This is a genomic window from Dactylosporangium sp. CS-033363 (assembly GCF_050942475.1).
GTDB lineage: Bacteria > Actinomycetota > Actinomycetes > Mycobacteriales > Micromonosporaceae > Dactylosporangium.
This window is the reverse complement of sequence record NZ_CP192032.1, coordinates 1,325,403-1,342,224: the sequence shown is the minus strand read 5'-3', so window position 1 is coordinate 1,342,224 and position 16,822 is coordinate 1,325,403. Positions and strand designations below refer to the sequence as shown.

The window sequence follows — 16,822 nt, the reverse complement described above, 5'->3', positions numbered from 1 at the left end:
GTGGGCGCGGGTGACGCGCGGGCCGCTCAAACGAGCACCCAAGGGCAGCAACGCGCGGCGGCGCGCGGCGATGCACGGTCGCGCATGAGCCGCTCAAGTGCGCGCGACCGCACGCTGCAACGCGCGGTCGCGCGCGGGTGGCGGGCGAGCGGCCGCACCGAACGCGGCGGTGGCGGAGGGACAGTGGCGCTATTCGTCGTCGTCCGGGTCCTCGATCGCACGGTGCGGCGCGCGGTGGCGGGTGGGGCGCTCGAACGCGATGGTGCCGTCCGGGTTCTCGCCGGCGGGCGCGTACCCCGCGGCCCGCAGCGCGGCGAGGGTTTCGGCGGGGGTGAGGGCGCTGGACAGTACCGTCGGAGCGAGCTCGGTCAGTTCCAGCCGGGCCAGGCTGCGCACCCGCCGGATCTCGCCCAGCAGCGCGACGTCCTCGCTGCGCAGCACCGAGCCGACCGTGCGGACGCGCACGACGCCGTGCTTGCGCCCGAGGTCGGCGACCATGTACTCCAGCGGCTGCGGCACCCGCCCGCCCGCCGCGGCCGCGCGGATGCGGGCGAGCAGTTCGTCGGCGGTCGAGCCGGCGTCGAAGGCGCGGCGCACCGAGGACTCCGTGAAGCGCCACGTCGAGCCGCCCCCGCGCGACTCGCGGTCGGCCGCTAGATCCAGCAGGGCGCTGAGCGAGGCCGACGGGGTACCGGTGGCGATGGCGGTCAGATCGCTCTGTAGGAGTACCGAATCCTGGGCCGGGGGTAAAAACTCGCGCAGGGTGGACTCGAGCCGGGCGTGGTCGCCGGCGGCCAGCGCGTGGCACAGGGACGTGGGGGCGTAGCGCGCGCCGACGCCCATGAGCTCGTACTCGCGCCACAGGGCCCGGGTCATGGGCGCGGCCTCCGCGGCGTCGCCGGCCACGAGCGGGCGCAGGTACGCGAGCATCGCGGCCAGCCCCTCCGGCCCGGCCGCCCCGCGCCCGCCGCGCAACGACGCGAGGACGGCGGCCAGGGTCACTCGCAGCGTCGCGCTGTTCTCGTCGTGCTCGCTGCCGACGAGCGCCGGGCGGCCGTCGAGCAGCAGCGGCGCGGCCGGCATCCGGAACCAGCCGTCGAGCAGGCGGCCGAACTGCTCGGCCGGGTCGAGCTTGAGCCAGTCGTCGAACTCGGCCGACGGCGCGACGCGGTCCCCGGTGATGCCGATCAGCCCGTTCATCCCGGCCACGGTCAGCCAGAACCGCACGCCCTCCTCGTCCGATTCGATCAGACGAGCCAGCTTTCGTACCTCCCGCAGCCCGATCCCGCCCGCCTTGAGAATCGGCACCGGAGTACGGCCGCACTCCTCGAGCAGCGTCACGACCGACGCCAGCGCCGCCCGGGCCGCGGCCGCGCCCGCGCGGTCGATGTGCTCGGCGCCGATCGCGATCGACGGCGGTGCAGGTGGAGCGGTGTCGAACGGGGCCCGGAAGTCCGGACGTAGCGCCGCGCCGACTTCACTGGGCATGGCGACGGCGTTGCCGTAGTACCCGTTGAAGACGAGCAGTCCCCGGTGCACGGCCCACCGCAGCGGCGTGCCCCGGCGGCTGGTGCGCAGCGCGAGCAGGTCCTGCGCGTCGGAGTAGAACGGCTCGCCGACGGCCAGGCGCAGCAGGATGGCCTGGGCGGCCGCGGGGGCCTGGCGGAACTGCTCGCGGACGCGGTCGGGGTCGGCGAGCACGGCGCCGATCTCGCGCACGAGGCGCTGGTGGTCGCGGCCGACGGGCGCCCCGAGCTCGTACGCGACGCGCTGCAGCAGGTCCAGCGGCAGGTACGTCATCTCGTGCTCGGCCGCGCGCCCGAACCCGTAGCTGTTGGCCAGGACCTGATGCAGCTGTACGGTGCGGATCCACTCCGGCTCCCGCTCGTCCGGCCAGGCCAGCCCGGCGGCGTGCAGCGCACCGAGCGCGGCGACGAGGGCCGGGTCGTCCGGGGCGACGCCGAGCGCCCGCGCCAGATCCCGCTGCCGCGTGCCCTCCGCGCGCAGCGACAGCACCTCGGCGACCTGTAACTGCGGCAGCGTGAGCAGCGACGCGAGCTGAAGGATCTGCGCCGTCTCCACCGGCGCGATCCTATTCCGACAAGCGTTCGGTTCAGAACGGGCCGACTCGTCAGTCACTCTGCGTAATCACAATCTGTACGCAGAGCCGATTCCATGTCACTGTGTAAACAATTAATAAACTCCGATGCCTTGGCGATTCGGAGGGCCCCGGAAGCGTCGGATTGGCATCGATGACCGTGGCCCGTCCGGCGCGAGGTTGCGCACGTCATAGGCCCACATGGGCCGAACCGCCGCGGTGCGCTCGGGCTTATGGTGTAACGGATTCACCGCATCGGGTGATTAAGAGGAGCATAGATCTCCATTATTTTTTCGGATGATCCGGACATACCCGGACCAGTTGCAAATTTCCATGCGCTTCTGACTGTCGCCCAGGTGGCGATCCGCTCTATGTTGTGTCGTCGCTAAGTTCCACCCCGTAGGAGACGACGTGAAAAACACGCTGTTCAGGAGGGTGGCTGTCGGCAGTTTCGCCGCAGCCGCCGCCGTCGGCCTATCGACCCTCTTCGTTACGCCCGCGAGCGCGCACAGTGCAGGGCCCGCCGGCAAGGCGAGTTGTGACGACAACGGCACTTACACGGTGACCTGGACGGTCCACAACGACTACGGCAAGCCGGTCAACCTGACCAACATCAAGATCCTGCCGACCGGCGAGACCCACGCCGACATCGCGCTGCAGGCGAACGGCACCGACACGTTCACCACGACGTACAAGGGTGACGCCAAGAACGACCTGGTGCTGAGCGTCGACGGCCTCTGGCAGGACGGGCCGGGCAAGGTGTGGCCGTCCAACGGTCACCCGGCCAACTTCAAGAGCAACCCGGTCAAGCTGCCGGGCAACTGCGCGCCGAAGACCACGCCGTCGCCCTCGAAGTCGCCGTCGAAGTCCCCGAGCCCGACGCCCGAGGCGTCCCGCTCGGTGCCGCCGGCCACGCCGTCGGCCTCGCCGACCCCGGGTCTGCCGGTGACCGGCTCGAACACCACCCTGCCGATGGTCGGCACGGGCGCGGCCCTCGTCGCGGGTGGCGCGGCGCTGGTCTTCACGCTCCGCCGCCGTCGCCGGGTGCAGTTCACCGCCGAGTAGGACGGTTCGTCCAGAGGCGCCCGCCGGCTTCAGCCGGTGGGCGCTTTTGCTTGTGCCATCAGGGTTTCACCCACCAGCTCCAGCGGTTCGAGGCTCTGCTCGGCCCGGCACATCACGACCGCGCCCTCGGTGGCCGCGATCACCGCCGCCGCGAAGCGCACCGCCCGCGTTTCATCGAATCCCGCTTGTACGTACAGTTCGCCCAGCCGCACCCGCCACGCCCGGAAGATGCCGGCGGCGCGCTGCAACAACTCCGGCGAGTCGGCCGCCACGGTCACGGCGAGCACCGCGCAGCCCGCCGCGAACCCGGAGCGCTCGAGCACGTAGCGCCAGGCCCCGATGACGTACGCCGTCACGTCCTCGGCACTCTTCCCCCGCTGCTGCGCCAGCCCCGCGAGCATCCGCTCCGCCACCAGGTCGAGCGCGGCGTCGACGAGCTGGTCCTTGCCCTCCGGGAAGTGGTGGTAGATCGAACCCCGGGGCGCGCCGGTGGCCTTGAGTACCTCGGAGAACGAGGTCGCCTGCAACCCCTGCTTGGCCAGCAGCAGCGCCGCCCCCTCGACCATCTTCCCGCGCACTTCGCCCGCCACTGCCGACCTCAGCTCTCTTGACTATGCCAGTCGTCATAATCTAGCGTCTATGACAGTCATCATAATCCCCTGACGACTGGGAGCACTGCACCATGCCCATGATCGACGTGTACGCCGCCGACGACCTCTTCCCCGCCGGCTCCGAACGCGAGCTGGCCGCCCGCCTGACCACGGCCCTGCTGCACGCCGAGGGAGTGCTGCATCCAGGCCCGGCCCACACCCACAACACCGGCGCCTACCTGCACCGGATGCCACCGTCCACTGTGCACACCGCGGCGACCGACTCGGCGCGTACGGTCCGCGTGCAGGTCGTGACCCCGCCCGGAGTCCTGTCGCGCGACGGCCAGCAGGAACTGGTGGCGGAGGCGACACGGATCGTCGCCGAGGTCTGCGGGGACCCCTCACAGGCACAGCGCACGTGGGTACTGCTCACCGAGGCGGCCGAGGGCGGCTGGGGCATCGCGGGAACGGCGTACGGGCGGGCCGAGTTCGCGGCACTGCTGGCCTGAGGCGCTGACCCGAGGCGCTGGCGTGAGTCGCTGGCGTGAGTCGCTGGCGTGAGTCGCTGGCGTGAGGCGCTGGCGTGAGTCGCTGGCGTGAGGCGCTGGCGTGAGTCGCTGGCGTGAGGCGCTGGCGTGAGTCGCTGGCGTGAGGCGCTGGCGTGAGTCGCTGGCGTGAGGCGCTGGCGTGAGTCGCTGGCGTGAGTCGCTGGCGTGAGTCGCTGGCGTGATATGTCCGAACACTCCGTGTCCGAACATATCCGGATTTATACCCTGACGGGGCATAGATACTTCTGACAGCAACGTGGGTACAGTAGTCGACCATGGACGAGACCCGGCCCGCGCTGCACGTCGGCTGTGCCATGTGGAGCCTGAAGGCGTGGCAGGGCCGGTTCGTCGAGCACCCGCTGCCGGCGGGTGAGCGGCTGCGCGCGTACGCGGGATGGTGCAACGCGGTCGAGGGCAACACCACGTTCTACGCGACGCCGACGGTCGAAACCGTGCGCACCTGGGCCGAGCAGACCGAACCCGATTTCCGGATGGTCCTCAAGCTGCCCAAGCCCGTGACGCACGAGTTCCGCCTCTCGCCGCGCGCGGACGGGGAGTTGCACGAGTTCCTCGCGGCGATCGAGCCGCTGGGGGCGCGGGTGCACGCACTGTGGGTACAACTGCCAGGGTCTTTCGGGCCCGAAGAAGTCCCGCATCTCGCCGCTTTTCTGCGCCGCCTGCCCGCCGGATATCGCAGCGCCGTCGAGGTGCGCCACCCCGCGTTCTTCGACGGCGCGGCGAGCCTTTTGGAGGACGTGCTGGCGGCGGCCGGCGCGGAGTGGGTGCCGTTCGACACCACCGCATTCTTCGCCGCGCCGCCGACGAGCGAGGCCGAGCGCGACGCGTGGACGAAGAAACCGCGCCTGCCCCGGCGGACGGTGGCGCTGACTTCGCGGCCGATTGTGCGGTACCTCGGCCGCGACGATCCACAGTCGACGATCGACGGCTGGCAGGGATGGGTCCGGCAGGCCGCGGAATGGCTGCGCGAGGGCCGCTCCCCGACATTCTTCATCCACACCCCGGACAACGCCGACGCGCCGTCGCTGGCCCGCGACTTCCACGCCGCCGTGCGCGCGCTGGTCCCGGAGTTGCCGCCGCTACCGGAGCCGAATCCGGTCGGTCCCCTGACCCTGTTCTAACTGCAGAAAATCCGCCAGTCGTACCGCCTCGTCGTACACCCCCGCCGCATCCCGCAACGGCCGGAACGGCGCGATGTCGAGTTTTCCGCCCTCGACCGACCAGGTCCCGGCGACGAACCCGTCCTCGAGAAACGTCGGCCGCACGACGGAGTACCCGGGCGTGATTGCGGCCCGATCCTGCGCGCCCGCGATGATGCGCGATCGATCCTCGTGACTGAGCACGGCATTGTCGAACTCGGGGATGAACCGTACGGGCACGTCCTCGTCCCCGTCGGCGATATCGAGCTCGGGCAGGTCGAACAGTTCCCGCCCGCTGTCGTCGACGTACACGCGAAGTTCGCCGCGCATGCCTTCGACTTCCTCGCGCACTTTGCGCAGCCCGGACCAGACCTGAAAATCCTGAACGGAGGCGGGACCGCACCCGGCGAGATAGCGCCGGAACAGTTCCCGCACCTCCCCGTCCTCGCGCAGCGGCGCGCCGATCCATTCCTCGGCGAGCGCACAATGCACATGCCCGCGCCGCCGCCAGGTCCCGGTCGGCGGCGGATGAATGATGGCCAACTGGTGTTGCGCGGCCCAGGCGAGCGCGATGCCCTGCCGGCCGGTGAACCGTTCTTCGAGCGCCTTGGCCAACTGCGGCCGGGTGAGGGTCCGCCCACCCATGATCTCCCGCGCCGCCGCGACGATCTCGTCGAGCGTGAGCCCTTCGATCTGCTGCCGGAAGGGCGAAAGCCCGACATTCCCGCGGCGCCGCGCGACGAGCGGCCGCAACCAGAGATAGTCGGTACCGGCGGTGATGTGCTGCGTCCCGCGGAGCAGCCCCCCGCGCACGAGCCCCCGATCTTGCAGCGCGCTGGAGAGTTCGCCATGCGCAAATTGCCTCAAACGCGTCCAAATGCTGACATATGGGGCATCGACTTCCTGGGCCTGAATCGCCACAAGATGCCGCACGACGGCCTCAACGCTCCCCGGCGCGGCAACGGCGCCAGCGTCCGCGCCAGCGCCAGCGTCCAGGCCAGCGCCCGCGTCAAAGCCAGCGCCGAACCCACCGCCGAACACAGCGCCAAGATCGTCGCCGGCACTGTCGAGAACCCTCCGCGGCCCGGCACCGCCGTCGCCGAGAACACCCCGCGACCCGCCGTGAGCGTCAGCGCCGGCACCGGCGGAGGCGGCAAGATCGACCCCCACCGCGGGGCCGCCAGCAGCGGAAACAGCCCGAGGAACGGCGCCGGCAACGGCGTCGGCGCCAGCGTCGGCAAGATCAGGCCGAGGCCGTCCAGCCCCCGCGAGCAGCTGCCGCCGCAAGTAGGTCCGATTCAGCGTCCGCAATGAAATCCGCACGCCACGCACGCTACGGCGAATTGCGGCCAGCAACTGGCCGCTACACCTGGGTATGTGTAGTCACATGAGCGTCATACAAGAGGGCGACCCCCAAGCACCCGCGTACGTCTTCCTGCACGGCTGGCCCGAAACCGCCGACTGCTGGCGCGAGGTCATGCACCGAGCCGCCACCGACGGCAACTTCGCGGTCGCCCTGAACCTGCTCGACCTAAGCACCGACAGCACCGGCAGCACCGGCAGCACCGACAGCACCGACAGCACCGACGGCACCGGCAGCACGGGCAGCACCGGCAGGACCCACGGCACCGACGGCACGAAAACCGCCCTCGCCGCCGCCGTCCGCGAGACCATCCAGCCGCTGGGGCTCAAGGACGTCACGCTGGTCGGGCACGACTGCGGGGGCATGGTCGCGTTCGCGTACCTCCGTGCCTACGGCGAAGAGCTGCGCCGCGCCGTCATCATGAACACCGTCGTCCCCGGCGTGGCGCCCTGGGACGAGGTGCTGCGCAACCCGTACATCTGGCACTTCGGGTTCCACGCCGTACCCGGCCTGCCCGAGCTGCTCGTCCGGGGCCGCGAGCGCGAGTACTTCGACTACTTCTACGACATCCTCTCCCCCGACCCGTCCGCCGTCCCCGCGGCGGCCCGCGAGCGCTACGCCGCCGCGTATGCGAACAACCTTGAAGCCGGCTTTCGCTGGTACCGGGCGTTCGCCGAGGACGCGAAAGCGAACGAGGCGCCCGTCGATGTCCGCACGCCGCTGCTCTACCTGCGCGGCGAGCACGAGGGCGGGGACATCGCCGCGTACGCGCGCGGGCTGCGTGCGGCCGGGATCAGGGACGTGACCACGGGGGTTCTGGCCGGTGCTGGACACTTTGCCCCCGATCAGGTACCGGACGAGGTGTGGCGGCACATCAATGGGTAGCAGCCGCCGCCCCCCGCGCGTGCTGTTCCGAATTGCTTGAGCCTAGCCATCCCGAAAAAATCCGAGGGCTCGCGACGCTTGATCGATTCGCTCCGTACACCACCGCCGGAACACAACGTAGTCGAAGCGGCCTCCGGCCACGGGCAGCACGCCCGTGGCCGGAGGATGGAAGGTTCGACGCAACGGACAAAACTCAGCAGTGCCCGAGGTCTTCCCAGTTGGCGGTCCAGCCGGGCTCCGAGCCCTGCGTCCACCACTTCGCGCGCCACAGGTGCTTGCCCTGGCCCGAAGCCGGGCCGTTCGGGTTGCCGTTGGCGCTCTTCTCGTGCTTGACCGTCTGGCCGGCCGTGTAGACGCCGCTGATCGACCACTCCGGAGCGGTCGAGCAGTTCGTGGCCGGCGGGGTCGAGGTCGACGGCGACGGTGACGCCGACGGGGACTTCGAGGGGGAGACGGAGGCGGACGGCGTGGCCGAGCCGGTCGGCGTCACGCACGGGCCGGAGGCGTCCACGGTGTCGGTGAACGCGTTGCCCGCGCTGCGGTAGGCGGCCGCCTGTGCCGTCGCCTGGCTCGGGGTGAGGACCTGGTTCTTCGCGTACAGCACCCAGTCGACCTGCTGGATGTACGTGGAGAGGCCCCCGGAGTGCGCCGCGGTGTCGATGAACCACAGGTTCCAGTTGATGGTCATCGTCTGGCGCGGGTAGAACTTGCCGGAGTGGTCGCCCATCAGCGCGCCGTCGATGTAGTACATGACGTGCCCGCCGGAGACGGTGATGACCAGGTCGTGCCAGCCGTCGAAGCTGCGCCGCTCCTCCGAGTGGACGTTGTCGGCGTACCACGGGTCGTTGCGGTACGTGTACCAGGTGGTCTGGTAGTTGATCGGGCCCGTCTCGCCCCAGCCGCCGTTGGGCAGGTACTCCGAGAAGTCCAGCTCGCTGTAGGTGGGGTCGAGGTCGCCGTTGAGCGGGCTGATCGTGAAGAACGTCTCGTTGATGTGGTCGCCGTCGTTGCCGCCGGTCGGCGTGTCGGTGAACCGGATCCGCGAGGCGTAGGTGCCTTCCAGGTACCGCTTCTGGGCGGTGTACAGCTCGGCCTGGTTGGTGCCCCCGCTGGTGCCGTCCGTCGACGCGGTGAGCTGCATGACCTTCTGGCCGCCGTTGGTCGGGAAGGTGATGCTGTTGGCCGACCAGGTGGCGCCGGGCACGCCCGGGCCGCCGGAGTAGGTGCGCGGCACCCATCCGTGCGCGGTCAGCGACGCGTCGGAGGACGAGCCGTAGTTGAAGTCGTCGAACAGGTAGCCGCAGTTGTTGGCGGCGGCACTGGCGGTGCCGACGGTCGCCGCGGTGATCGCGAACGCCCCGATCGCGCCGGCCAACGCGATGCCGGACGCGATCGCAAGAGATCGACGTGTACCGATTGACATGGGCAGGGTCCTCCCCATACGGAAAAACAGAACGGTTACTTGACCGCGCCGGCGGTCATTCCGGCGCGGATGTGCCGTTGGAACGCGACATAGGCGATGAGCACCGGCAGCATGGCGATCGTCAGGCCGGCGAACAGTCCGCTCCAGTCGCTTCGGTAGCCCTGGCTGACCGACAGGGAGGCCAATCCCTGCGCCAGGACGTACCGGTCCGGGTCCGGGTTGAGCACCAGTGGGAGCAGGTACTGGTTCCACAGCCCGAGAAAATTGAAGATGCCGACCGCGACCAGGCCCGGCCGGGCCAGCGGCAGCATCACCCGGAAGAAGACCCCCGTGTGCGAGCAGCCGTCCATGAACGCGGCCTCGGCGACCTCGTTGGGCAGCGTGCGGAAGAACGAGTGCAGGAAGAAGACCGTGAACGGGATCGCGTACGCGGCGTAGACCAGGATCAGGCCGTGGTACGTGCCCAGGAGGTGCGTCTGCTGCATGAAGAAGAACAGCGGCACGATGGCCAGGAACACCGGGAAGAACATGGCCGCGACGAACGTGTAGTAGACGATCCGGTTGCCCGGGAACTCGTACCGCGCGAGCGCGTACGCCACCAGCGAGCCGAGCAGCATCGTCAGCACGAGCGCGCCGCCCACGACGATGAGGCTGTTGAGGAAGTACCGGCCGATGTCGGCCTGGGTCCAGGCCCGCGACCAGTTCTCGAAGTGCGGCGTGGACGGGACCGACCAGGGGTCGTTGAGAATCTCGTTGTCCGTCTTGAACGAGCTCATCACCGCCCACAGCAGGGGCAGCGCGGTCACCACGCCCCAGCACAGCATCGCCAGATGCGGCAGCACGCGCTTCACGACAGCTCGATCCTCTCCTTGCGGCCCGCGCGCAGGGCGAGCACGGCCAGCGTCAGCGTGGCGAAGAACAGCGCGACGCCCATGGCCGACGCGTAGCCCATGCGGGCGTAGGTGAAGGCGTTGCGGTACAACGAAAGCCCGATCACCTCGGTGGCGCCGTCGGGACCGCCCGGGCCGACCGTCATGACCTGCACGACGGCGAACCCGTCGAGCGCGGCGATGCCGAGGTAGACGAACGCGACCTGCACGGTGTCGCGCACCAGCGGCAGCGTCACCTTGCGGAACGTCGCCCACCCGCTCGCGCCGTCCAGCAGCGCGGCCTCGAACAGCTCCTTGGGGATCGAGTCGATCGCGGCGCTGAACAGGACCATGTAGAACCCGACCGAGGACCACACCAGCACCGCCATCACGGCCGGCAGGGCCAGGCTCGGCTCGGCCAGCCAGCTGCGGGCCAGCGAGCCGAGGCCGACTCCCCGCAGCACCCCGTTGAGCAGGCCGTTGTTCGGGTTGTAGACGAAGCCCCAGAGCACCGCGATGACGACCATCGACAGCAGCTGCGGGAAGAAGTAGACGATCTGGTAGACCTGCGAGCCGGCGATCCCCTTGCGGCCGCCGCGCCCGCCGAGGTGCAGCATGCTGGCCAGGAACAGGCCGAGGGCGATGGTGACCAGCGGTACCACGGCGAGCATGACCGCGTTGTTGCGCACCGCGTCCAGAAACAGGGAGTCGCCGCCGAGGCGGGCGTAGTTGCCCGCCCCGACGAACCGCGTCTTGCTGCTCAGGCCGGACCAGTCGAACAGCGAAAGGTAGAACGCCTGCGCGTACGGCGACAGCACGAACAACGCGTGCAGCGCCAGAGCGGGCAGGAGCGCGCCGACGAGAAACCCGATCCGGCCGTGTTTCATCAGCGGGTGTACTTCTTGACGCCGGAATCCTTCGCCAGCGCGTCCGCCGCCTTCTGGACCCGGTCCGCCCACTCGGCGGCCGTGGCGCGCTTGTTGACCAGCTCGCCGGTGGCGTCGTCGACGGCCTTGGCCAGCGGGGCGTACCACGTGCGGAACCGGAAGGTGAACGCCTCCTTGCCCGCCGCGGTGACGGCGTCGCGGGTCGAGCCGAGGCCGCTGCTGAGCTGCAGCCCGTCGGTCGCCCCGGCCACGGCCGGCAGCGTGCCCGCGGACTGCGCGAAGGCCTTGGCCGACTGCTTGGAGAACAGGATCCGCAGGTACTCCAGGCCGCCGGCGACGTTCTTGGCCTTCGCCGGTACGAGGAACGACTCCGAGCTCGCCGCCTGCACCGCGGTGCCGGCCATCTTGTCGCTGCTCGTGCGGGACGGCACCGGGCCCATGACCATGTCGAAGCCGGCCGGGGCGACGCCCTTCTGCTCGCTCTCCAGCCACGAGCCGCACGGGATGAACGCGGCCTTGCCCTGGCACCAGGCGGCCTGGGCCTCGGTGTGCGACAGCGCCTCCGAGCCGCTCATGATGTAGCCCTTGCCGGCCAGCTCGGCGAACGCCTCCGCGGCCGCCTTGAGCCCGTCGGCCTTCCAGGCGTTGGGCTCCAGGTTGTCGACCGACTTGAGCAGCGCCTCGCCGCCGATCTTGGCGGCCATCGAGAGCAGCGGGTCGTTGATGTACTCCGGGTACTTGCCCTGGTACGTCCACGGCGCGACGCCCGCGGCCTTGATGGTCGCGCACAGCGTGAGCATCTCGTCCCACGTCTTCGGGTACGTCCAGCCCTTGCTCGCGAACAGCGGCTTGGAGTACCAGAGACCCCACGCCGTGTAGGTGAAGTTCAGCGTCAGGACCTGCTTGTCGAAGGTGCCGTCGTCGATCACGCCCGGCAGCAGCGTGTCGCGCACCTTGGTGTTCGGGTCGTCGAACGAGGGCGCGTCGAGCAGCTCGGCGAGGTCGGAGAGCTGCTTGGCCGCGACGAGCGTGGCCAGGTCGAGCCGGCCGGCGCCGGTGTTGTCGACCACGTCCGGCGGCGTGTTGGCCACGAAGCGCGGCTGCAGCGCCTCGCCGACCTTCTGGATGCCCTTGTGGTCGATCGCCGCCTTCGCGTGCTTGCCCTTGTAGAGGTCCTCGGCGTGCTTGGCGTAGTCGTCGCCGTAGCCGCCCTTGAAGATGACGACCTCCAGCGGGGCGTCGTCCTTGACCCCGAGCGGGTTGTCGGCGCTCTTGTTCCCGGCGTTGGCCGCCGGCTTGTCCTCGTCGCCGGCGCCGCTCGTCACACAGGCGCTGAGCAGCGGCGCGGCGATGGCAACGCCGGCGGCGCCCTTCAGCAGGGAGCGGCGGCTGGGATAAGTTGGGTTGAGAGGTGAGGGGTTCATGGCAAGGCTCTCTCTCCTTTATGCGGTACGCCGGATGCGCCCGGCGTACCGCGCTTCAAGTGCGGCGTTGTGCTCCCGTCCGCCCGGCACGTTGTCGGACAGGTAGATCGGCGGGGTCTCCCCGAGCGCCAGCAGCCGCGCCACCACCTCGGTGACGATCTGCTGGGCGAGCAGGGCCGCCGTGATCGAGGAGACCGCCCCGACGGCGCCGCCGCCGGGCAGCGGCAGCGACGCGTCGCCGTAGGGCGCGCCGTTGTCGAGCACCACGTCGGCGAGGTCGCCGAGCTTCTGCCCGCTCGGGTGGCGCGAGTCGACGCGGGAGGAGTGCTCCAGCGACGTGATCGCGATCAGGGCGTGCCCCCGCTGCTTGACCAGCTGCGCCATCTCCACCACGGCGCCGTTGACGCCGGAGTTGGAGGCGATGACGAAGGTGTCGTCGGGCTTGACGGGGGCCAGGTCGTAGAGCTTGTGGGCGACGGCGGCGGTGCGCTCCAGCTGCGGATCGGCCAGCGCGCTGAGGGGTTCGCCGCCGTACAGCACGATGTCGCGCAGCGCGATCCGGTTCGTCGGCACCAGGCCGCCGGCCCGGCCCGCGATCTCCATGGCGAGCGCCTCGGAGTGCCCGCAGCCGAAAGCCTGGATCACCCCGCCCGCCTGCACCGTCGCGGTCATCAGGTCGGCGGCGTGGGCCACCCTGTCGCCCTGCGTGGTCCCGACGCGCTCGATGGCGGCCCGGATCACCTCGACGTAGTCGGCACTTCTGATGGTCACAGCGGCTTTTCCCTCCGTGGTCGCTTGCGGGTGTTGGTCGTGTCGGGCAACCGGTGCGCGTCGACGGCGCGCACGGTGAGCTCGAGGGCCTCGGCGGTGCGCTCGTAGGTGCGCTGCGCCACCGCGACGTAGATGAGGTCCAGGACCAGCAGCTGCGAGTGCAGCGCGGAGAGGGCCGCCACCCGGAAGGTGGTCTCGTGGACCGAGGTGGTGAACACGACGTCGGCCACCTCGGCCAGCGGCGAGCGCCCGAAGGACGTGACCGCGACGGTCGTCGCCCCGTGGTCGGCGGCCTCGGCGAGGGTCTCGATCACCTCGCGGGTGCGGCCGGAGTGCGACAGCCCGATCGCGACGTCGCCCGGGCCGAGCAGCGCCGCGTTGGTGAGCGCGGTGTGGCTGTCGGAGCGGTACCAGACGGGCACCCGGATGCGCTCCAGGCGGAAGGCCATCTCCCGGCCCGCGGTGCCGCTGGAGCCGAACCCGAAGATCTCCACCCGCCCGGCCCCCGCGATCGCCTCGGCGACGCGCTCGACGGCGGCGACGTCCAGCGACGCCGCGGTGGTGTGGATCGCCCGGGTGTCGGCCGCGGTGATCACGCCGAGCACGTCGGCGAGCGGGTCGCCGGGCGCGATGTCGCCGGAGATGTCGGTCTCCCAGCGGGCCTGTTCCGCGCGGCCGGTCTCGGTCGCGATGGCCACCCGCAGGTTCGCGTACCCCTTGAAGCCCAGCGTCCGGCTGAACCGCGTGACGGTCGCCGTCGAGGTGCCGGAGCGCTCGGCCAGGTCGACGATGCTGGCGTGCGCCGCCTCCTCGGGGTCCCCGAGGATCGTCTCGGCGATCTTCGCCAGGGCCTCCGGCATGGTCGGCCCCTCGATGCGAAGCCTGCCCAGCAGGCCGCCACTCTCACCCGTCACCGTCGGTCATCCTTTTCATCGTTCTGCCTTGGCGATGAAAATTACGACCACTTCAACTTCTAGTCAATAAGAACTTTCTATGTTTCCATCGACGCCATGGCAGTCGTGGTTGGCGTGGACGCCGGCGGCACCGCATCGAAGGCGGTGGTTCTCGACGAGGATGGCACCGTGCTCGGACGCGGCGCGGGCGGCCCGGGCAACCCGGCGGCCAGCGGACCGCCGGCCGCACGCGCTGTCGGGTCGGCGCTGCGGTCGGCGCTCAGCGGCGTCGATCCGGGGGCGGTCGCGGCGGGCGTCGTCGGGGTCGCGGGGGTCAGCGCCCTCGCGGATCCGGCGATCGCCCGGGCCTTCGCGGACGAGTGGGCGGCGCTGGGCCTGCGCTGCCCGATGCCCGTCGTGGGCGACGCGGTGACGGCGTTCGCGGCCGGCGGGGACTGGGCGGCCGGGGCGGTGCTCATCTGCGGTACGGGCGCGGTCGCGGCCCTGGTCGACGGCCTGGAGACGACCCGCGTGGCGGACGGGCTGGGCTGGCTGCTCGGCGACGAGGGCTCGGGGCTGTGGCTCGGGCTGCAGGCGGTACGGCGGGCGGTGCGGCGCTGGGACACGCCCCTCGCGCGCCGCGTCGCCCGGCACTCCGGCGCCGCCGACCCCGACGAGCTCGTGCACTGGGCCCAGGCACTGCCCCCGTTCGGCGCCCTGGCGCCCGACGTGTGCGAGCTGGCCGACGCCGGCGACCCGGACGCCGAGGCGATCGTGGCCGAGGCGGCGACCCGGCTCGTCGCCACCCTGGACGAGCTCGGGGCCCCGCACGCGCCGGTCGTGCTCGGCGGCGGCCTGCTCGTCGCCGCCACCCCGGTCCGCCGCGCCGTGCTCGCCCGCCTGCACGAGCGCGGCGTCCCGGTGGGCACCGCGGCCGACCCCGCCCTGGGTGCGGCAAGGCTGGCCGGAACGTACGGGACAGACCTCAGAAGCGGGTCAGGAAGTCGCGCACCGGCAGGGCGGCGGCGGTGATGCGCACGTCGCCGATCCAGCCGTAGAAGCCCTGCCCGAACTGCTCGGCGAACTGGGTGGCCCCGATCACGAACGGCTTGCCGAAGGTCGTGATGCCCTTCGACGGCTGGGTGGGGTTGCGCACGATCGGCGAGCCGTCGACGTACACGACGGTTCGCTTCGCGTCGTTGACGACCGCGAGGTGCATCCAGCGCCCGACCGGCAGCGCGTGGCTCCAGGACGTCGGGTCGGCGTCGCGGTCGGTGGGGTACACGACGAACTGCAGGAAGCGCTCCGGGGAGAGGTTCAGGCTGCAGGTCGGCTCCTCGGGCGACCAGCCGCTGGTCTTGCCGGCGTCGCCGTTGCGCCCCTCCCAGCTCAGGATGCCCATCCACGCGTGGTCGCCCTCGAACGGGTCGGGGAACTTCACGAACGCCTCGATGGTGTAGCCGCGCTCGAAGCGGTTGGCGTTGATCGGGGCCTTGGCCACCGCCTCCAGGATCGCGCCGCGGTCCGGGGACTTGCCGCCGTCGAAGCGGAGGCTGGCGTGCGCCGGGGCGCCCGCGTGGTGCTCGGCCGACCAGGTGAGCGCGCCCGCGGCGCTGTCGTGCAGGCGCTTCACGACGAGGTCGTTGCCCTTGCCCGTGAGGTCCTTGACGACGGTACCGTCCGGCAGCGCGCCCCCCGCCCCCGGCAGCCCGTTGACGTCGAAGCGCCAGTACGCGGCGGTGTCCCGGCCGATCACGGCGGCGGGCGGCCGCGGGCCGGGCGGCGTCACCGGGGCGAACCCGGCGAAGCGGGCCGCGAAGTCGACGTCCAGGCTGAACCGGTCCGCCGGGCCGGTCAGCTCGATCGTCTCGGCCTCCAGCAGGTTGCGCTGGTGCGGGTCGCGCTGCAGGAACCACGGCGAGAACGTCTCCACGTCGATGACGCCGCGGGCCAGGTCGAAGCGGTAGAGGCGGATCATGCCGGCGCCGCCGTAGTACCGGTCCTGGTAGTTCGTGATGTGCACGTGGACGTCGCGGCCCGCGTCGTTGCGCAGCACGGTGCGCCCCGGCGGCCAGAAGTGCCCGTTGAGGGTCAGGAAGATCTGGTCGTTCTTCGCGATGAACCGGTCCCACAGCCGCTGGCCGTAGTCGGACAGGTGGGCCTGGCCGTCGTCCTCGGACCACGCGAGCTCGTGGGTGGTGAGGATGACCGGCAGCGTCCGGTGCTGGTCGAGCACGGTCTGGGCCCAGGCCAGGCCCTTGTCCGAGACCCGCCAGTCCAGGGCCAGCACGAGCCACTGCCGCCCGGCCGCCCTGATGGTGTGGAAGGAGTTGTAGCCGTCGGGCGAGGCGCCGCCGAACGTCGGCATCTTCGTGAAGCGCTTGGCCGACGCCCCGAACGCGCGCAGGTACGCGGAGTCGCCGCGCTGGTCGTCGGTGCCGCCGTTGATGTCGTGGTTGCCGGCCAGGACGCTGTAGGGCATCCGGCCGTCGAGCGACTTGAACGTGTCGGAGGCCAGCCCGATCTCGTGCTCGCTGCCGTGCTCGGTCACGTCGCCGAGGTGGGCCATGAACACGATGTTGGAGTCGGCCCGCTCGCGCAGCAGGTACTCGAAGGTCTCCCGCAGCGGCTCGGGGCGGGAGCTGTCCTCGTCGAAGAGGTACTGCGTGTCCGGCAGCACCGCGAGCGCGAACCGCGGGATGCCGGCGTCGCTGCCGCCTCCCGGAATCCGCGACTCCGGCGTCGCCTCGGCTGTCGTGGCGGTGGCGGCCAGGACGGCCCCGGCCGCGGGTACGGCGACGGCGGCCTGCAGCAGCGTCCGGCGCCCGATGTGCCCTTCAGTCATGACC

16 protein-coding genes are annotated in these 16,822 nt (G+C 70.9%); 6 read left to right on the top strand and 10 right to left on the bottom strand.

Translation table 11 applies throughout. The features are described from left to right. Positions 1-189 precede the first annotated feature (189 nt). The gene (locus tag ACQPZ4_RS06195) at positions 190-2,082 is read right to left on the bottom strand and encodes a helicase-associated domain-containing protein (protein WP_433057021.1); all 1,893 of its coding nucleotides are present in this window, start codon (positions 2,080-2,082) and stop codon (positions 190-192) included. A gap of 577 nt (positions 2,083-2,659) precedes the next feature. Here ACQPZ4_RS06195 and ACQPZ4_RS06190 point away from each other — a divergent pair. Next, positions 2,660-3,163, top strand: a complete 504-nt coding sequence (locus ACQPZ4_RS06190; protein ID WP_433057019.1) for an LPXTG cell wall anchor domain-containing protein — start codon at positions 2,660-2,662, stop codon at positions 3,161-3,163. A gap of 29 nt (positions 3,164-3,192) precedes the next feature. On the opposite strand, the gene ACQPZ4_RS06185 is transcribed toward ACQPZ4_RS06190, so the two are convergent. Further along, positions 3,193-3,753 (bottom strand): TetR/AcrR family transcriptional regulator, encoded by a 561-nt coding sequence (locus ACQPZ4_RS06185; protein ID WP_433057017.1) that lies wholly within the window; start codon positions 3,751-3,753, stop codon positions 3,193-3,195. A 92-nt stretch (positions 3,754-3,845) separates the two neighbouring features. On the opposite strand from ACQPZ4_RS06185, the gene ACQPZ4_RS06180 reads away from it, so the two are divergent. After that, positions 3,846-4,262 (top strand): tautomerase family protein, encoded by a 417-nt coding sequence (locus ACQPZ4_RS06180; RefSeq protein WP_433057016.1) that lies wholly within the window; start codon positions 3,846-3,848, stop codon positions 4,260-4,262. Positions 4,263-4,615: 353 nt separating this feature from the next. Beyond that, positions 4,616-5,440 carry a DUF72 domain-containing protein gene (locus tag ACQPZ4_RS06175; RefSeq protein WP_433066296.1) on the top strand — a complete coding sequence of 275 codons (825 nt, stop codon included), beginning with the start codon at positions 4,616-4,618 and terminating at the stop codon, positions 5,438-5,440. On the opposite strand, the gene ACQPZ4_RS06170 is transcribed toward ACQPZ4_RS06175, so the two are convergent. After that, a complete protein-coding gene (locus ACQPZ4_RS06170) occupies positions 5,399-6,379 on the bottom strand; it encodes a winged helix DNA-binding domain-containing protein (protein WP_433066293.1) in 981 nt (326 codons plus the stop codon). The two genes, ACQPZ4_RS06175 and ACQPZ4_RS06170, sit on opposite strands and share 42 nt — an antisense overlap. On the opposite strand from ACQPZ4_RS06170, the gene ACQPZ4_RS06165 reads away from it, so the two are divergent. Then, entirely contained in the window at positions 6,308-6,772 is a 465-nt protein-coding gene (locus ACQPZ4_RS06165) for a hypothetical protein (RefSeq protein ID WP_433067161.1), read from the top strand. The two genes, ACQPZ4_RS06170 and ACQPZ4_RS06165, sit on opposite strands and share 72 nt — an antisense overlap. A gap of 73 nt (positions 6,773-6,845) precedes the next feature. Further along, a complete protein-coding gene (locus ACQPZ4_RS06160; protein WP_433057015.1) occupies positions 6,846-7,706 on the top strand; it encodes an alpha/beta fold hydrolase in 861 nt (286 codons plus the stop codon). Between the two features lie 193 nt (positions 7,707-7,899). Here ACQPZ4_RS06160 and ACQPZ4_RS06155 read toward each other — a convergent pair whose 3' ends face one another. Genes ACQPZ4_RS06155 through ACQPZ4_RS06130 form a run of 6 tightly spaced genes read right to left on the bottom strand, consistent with a single transcriptional unit; the run spans position 7,900 to position 13,994 of the window. After that, positions 7,900-9,129, bottom strand: a complete 1,230-nt coding sequence (locus ACQPZ4_RS06155; protein ID WP_433057013.1) for a glycosyl hydrolase — start codon at positions 9,127-9,129, stop codon at positions 7,900-7,902. A 35-nt stretch (positions 9,130-9,164) separates the two neighbouring features. Then, a complete protein-coding gene (locus tag ACQPZ4_RS06150; protein ID WP_433066290.1) occupies positions 9,165-9,953 on the bottom strand; it encodes a carbohydrate ABC transporter permease in 789 nt (262 codons plus the stop codon). 23 nt (positions 9,954-9,976) lie between these two features. Beyond that, a complete protein-coding gene (locus ACQPZ4_RS06145) occupies positions 9,977-10,885 on the bottom strand; it encodes a carbohydrate ABC transporter permease (RefSeq protein WP_433057011.1) in 909 nt (302 codons plus the stop codon). Next, positions 10,885-12,309: an N-acetylglucosamine/diacetylchitobiose ABC transporter substrate-binding protein gene (ngcE, locus tag ACQPZ4_RS06140; protein ID WP_433057009.1), complete on the bottom strand. Its 1,425-nt coding sequence runs from the start codon at positions 12,307-12,309 to the stop codon at positions 10,885-10,887. Before ngcE ends, ACQPZ4_RS06145 begins: the two co-directional genes overlap by 1 nt. A gap of 18 nt (positions 12,310-12,327) precedes the next feature. Continuing rightward, on the bottom strand, positions 12,328-13,074 hold the full coding sequence (locus ACQPZ4_RS06135; RefSeq protein ID WP_433066287.1) for a sugar isomerase domain-containing protein: 747 nt from the start codon (positions 13,072-13,074) through the stop codon (positions 12,328-12,330). Positions 13,075-13,076: 2 nt separating this feature from the next. After that, positions 13,077-13,994 carry a MurR/RpiR family transcriptional regulator gene (locus tag ACQPZ4_RS06130; protein ID WP_433057007.1) on the bottom strand — a complete coding sequence of 306 codons (918 nt, stop codon included), beginning with the start codon at positions 13,992-13,994 and terminating at the stop codon, positions 13,077-13,079. Between the two features lie 96 nt (positions 13,995-14,090). Here ACQPZ4_RS06130 and ACQPZ4_RS06125 point away from each other — a divergent pair, with 96 nt between their 5' ends. Beyond that, positions 14,091-15,005, top strand: a complete 915-nt coding sequence (locus ACQPZ4_RS06125) for an N-acetylglucosamine kinase (RefSeq protein WP_433057005.1) — start codon at positions 14,091-14,093, stop codon at positions 15,003-15,005. On the opposite strand, the gene ACQPZ4_RS06120 is transcribed toward ACQPZ4_RS06125, so the two are convergent. Beyond that, the gene (locus ACQPZ4_RS06120; protein ID WP_433057003.1) at positions 14,959-16,818 is read right to left on the bottom strand and encodes a LamG-like jellyroll fold domain-containing protein; all 1,860 of its coding nucleotides are present in this window, start codon (positions 16,816-16,818) and stop codon (positions 14,959-14,961) included. The genes ACQPZ4_RS06125 and ACQPZ4_RS06120 overlap by 47 nt on opposite strands. Positions 16,819-16,822: the final 4 nt, after the last annotated feature.

What these genes read in the sequence shown, in the direction of transcription:
- ACQPZ4_RS06160 (WP_433057015.1), top strand. Translation starts at nt 6,846, where the DNA reads ATGAGCGTCATACAAGAGGGCGACCCCCAAGCACCCGCGTACGTCTTC.
- ACQPZ4_RS06145 (WP_433057011.1), bottom strand. Translation starts at nt 10,885, where the DNA reads ATGAAACACGGCCGGATCGGGTTTCTCGTCGGCGCGCTCCTGCCCGCT.
- ACQPZ4_RS06125 (WP_433057005.1), top strand. Translation starts at nt 14,091, where the DNA reads ATGGCAGTCGTGGTTGGCGTGGACGCCGGCGGCACCGCATCGAAGGCG.
- ACQPZ4_RS06180 (WP_433057016.1), top strand. Translation starts at nt 3,846, where the DNA reads ATGCCCATGATCGACGTGTACGCCGCCGACGACCTCTTCCCCGCCGGC.
- ACQPZ4_RS06155 (WP_433057013.1), bottom strand. Translation starts at nt 9,129, where the DNA reads ATGTCAATCGGTACACGTCGATCTCTTGCGATCGCGTCCGGCATCGCG.
- ngcE (WP_433057009.1), bottom strand. Translation starts at nt 12,309, where the DNA reads ATGAACCCCTCACCTCTCAACCCAACTTATCCCAGCCGCCGCTCCCTG.
- ACQPZ4_RS06120 (WP_433057003.1), bottom strand. Translation starts at nt 16,818, where the DNA reads ATGACTGAAGGGCACATCGGGCGCCGGACGCTGCTGCAGGCCGCCGTC.
- ACQPZ4_RS06165 (WP_433067161.1), top strand. Translation starts at nt 6,308, where the DNA reads ATGCGCAAATTGCCTCAAACGCGTCCAAATGCTGACATATGGGGCATC.
- ACQPZ4_RS06150 (WP_433066290.1), bottom strand. Translation starts at nt 9,953, where the DNA reads ATGCTGTGCTGGGGCGTGGTGACCGCGCTGCCCCTGCTGTGGGCGGTG.
- ACQPZ4_RS06175 (WP_433066296.1), top strand. Translation starts at nt 4,616, where the DNA reads ATGTGGAGCCTGAAGGCGTGGCAGGGCCGGTTCGTCGAGCACCCGCTG.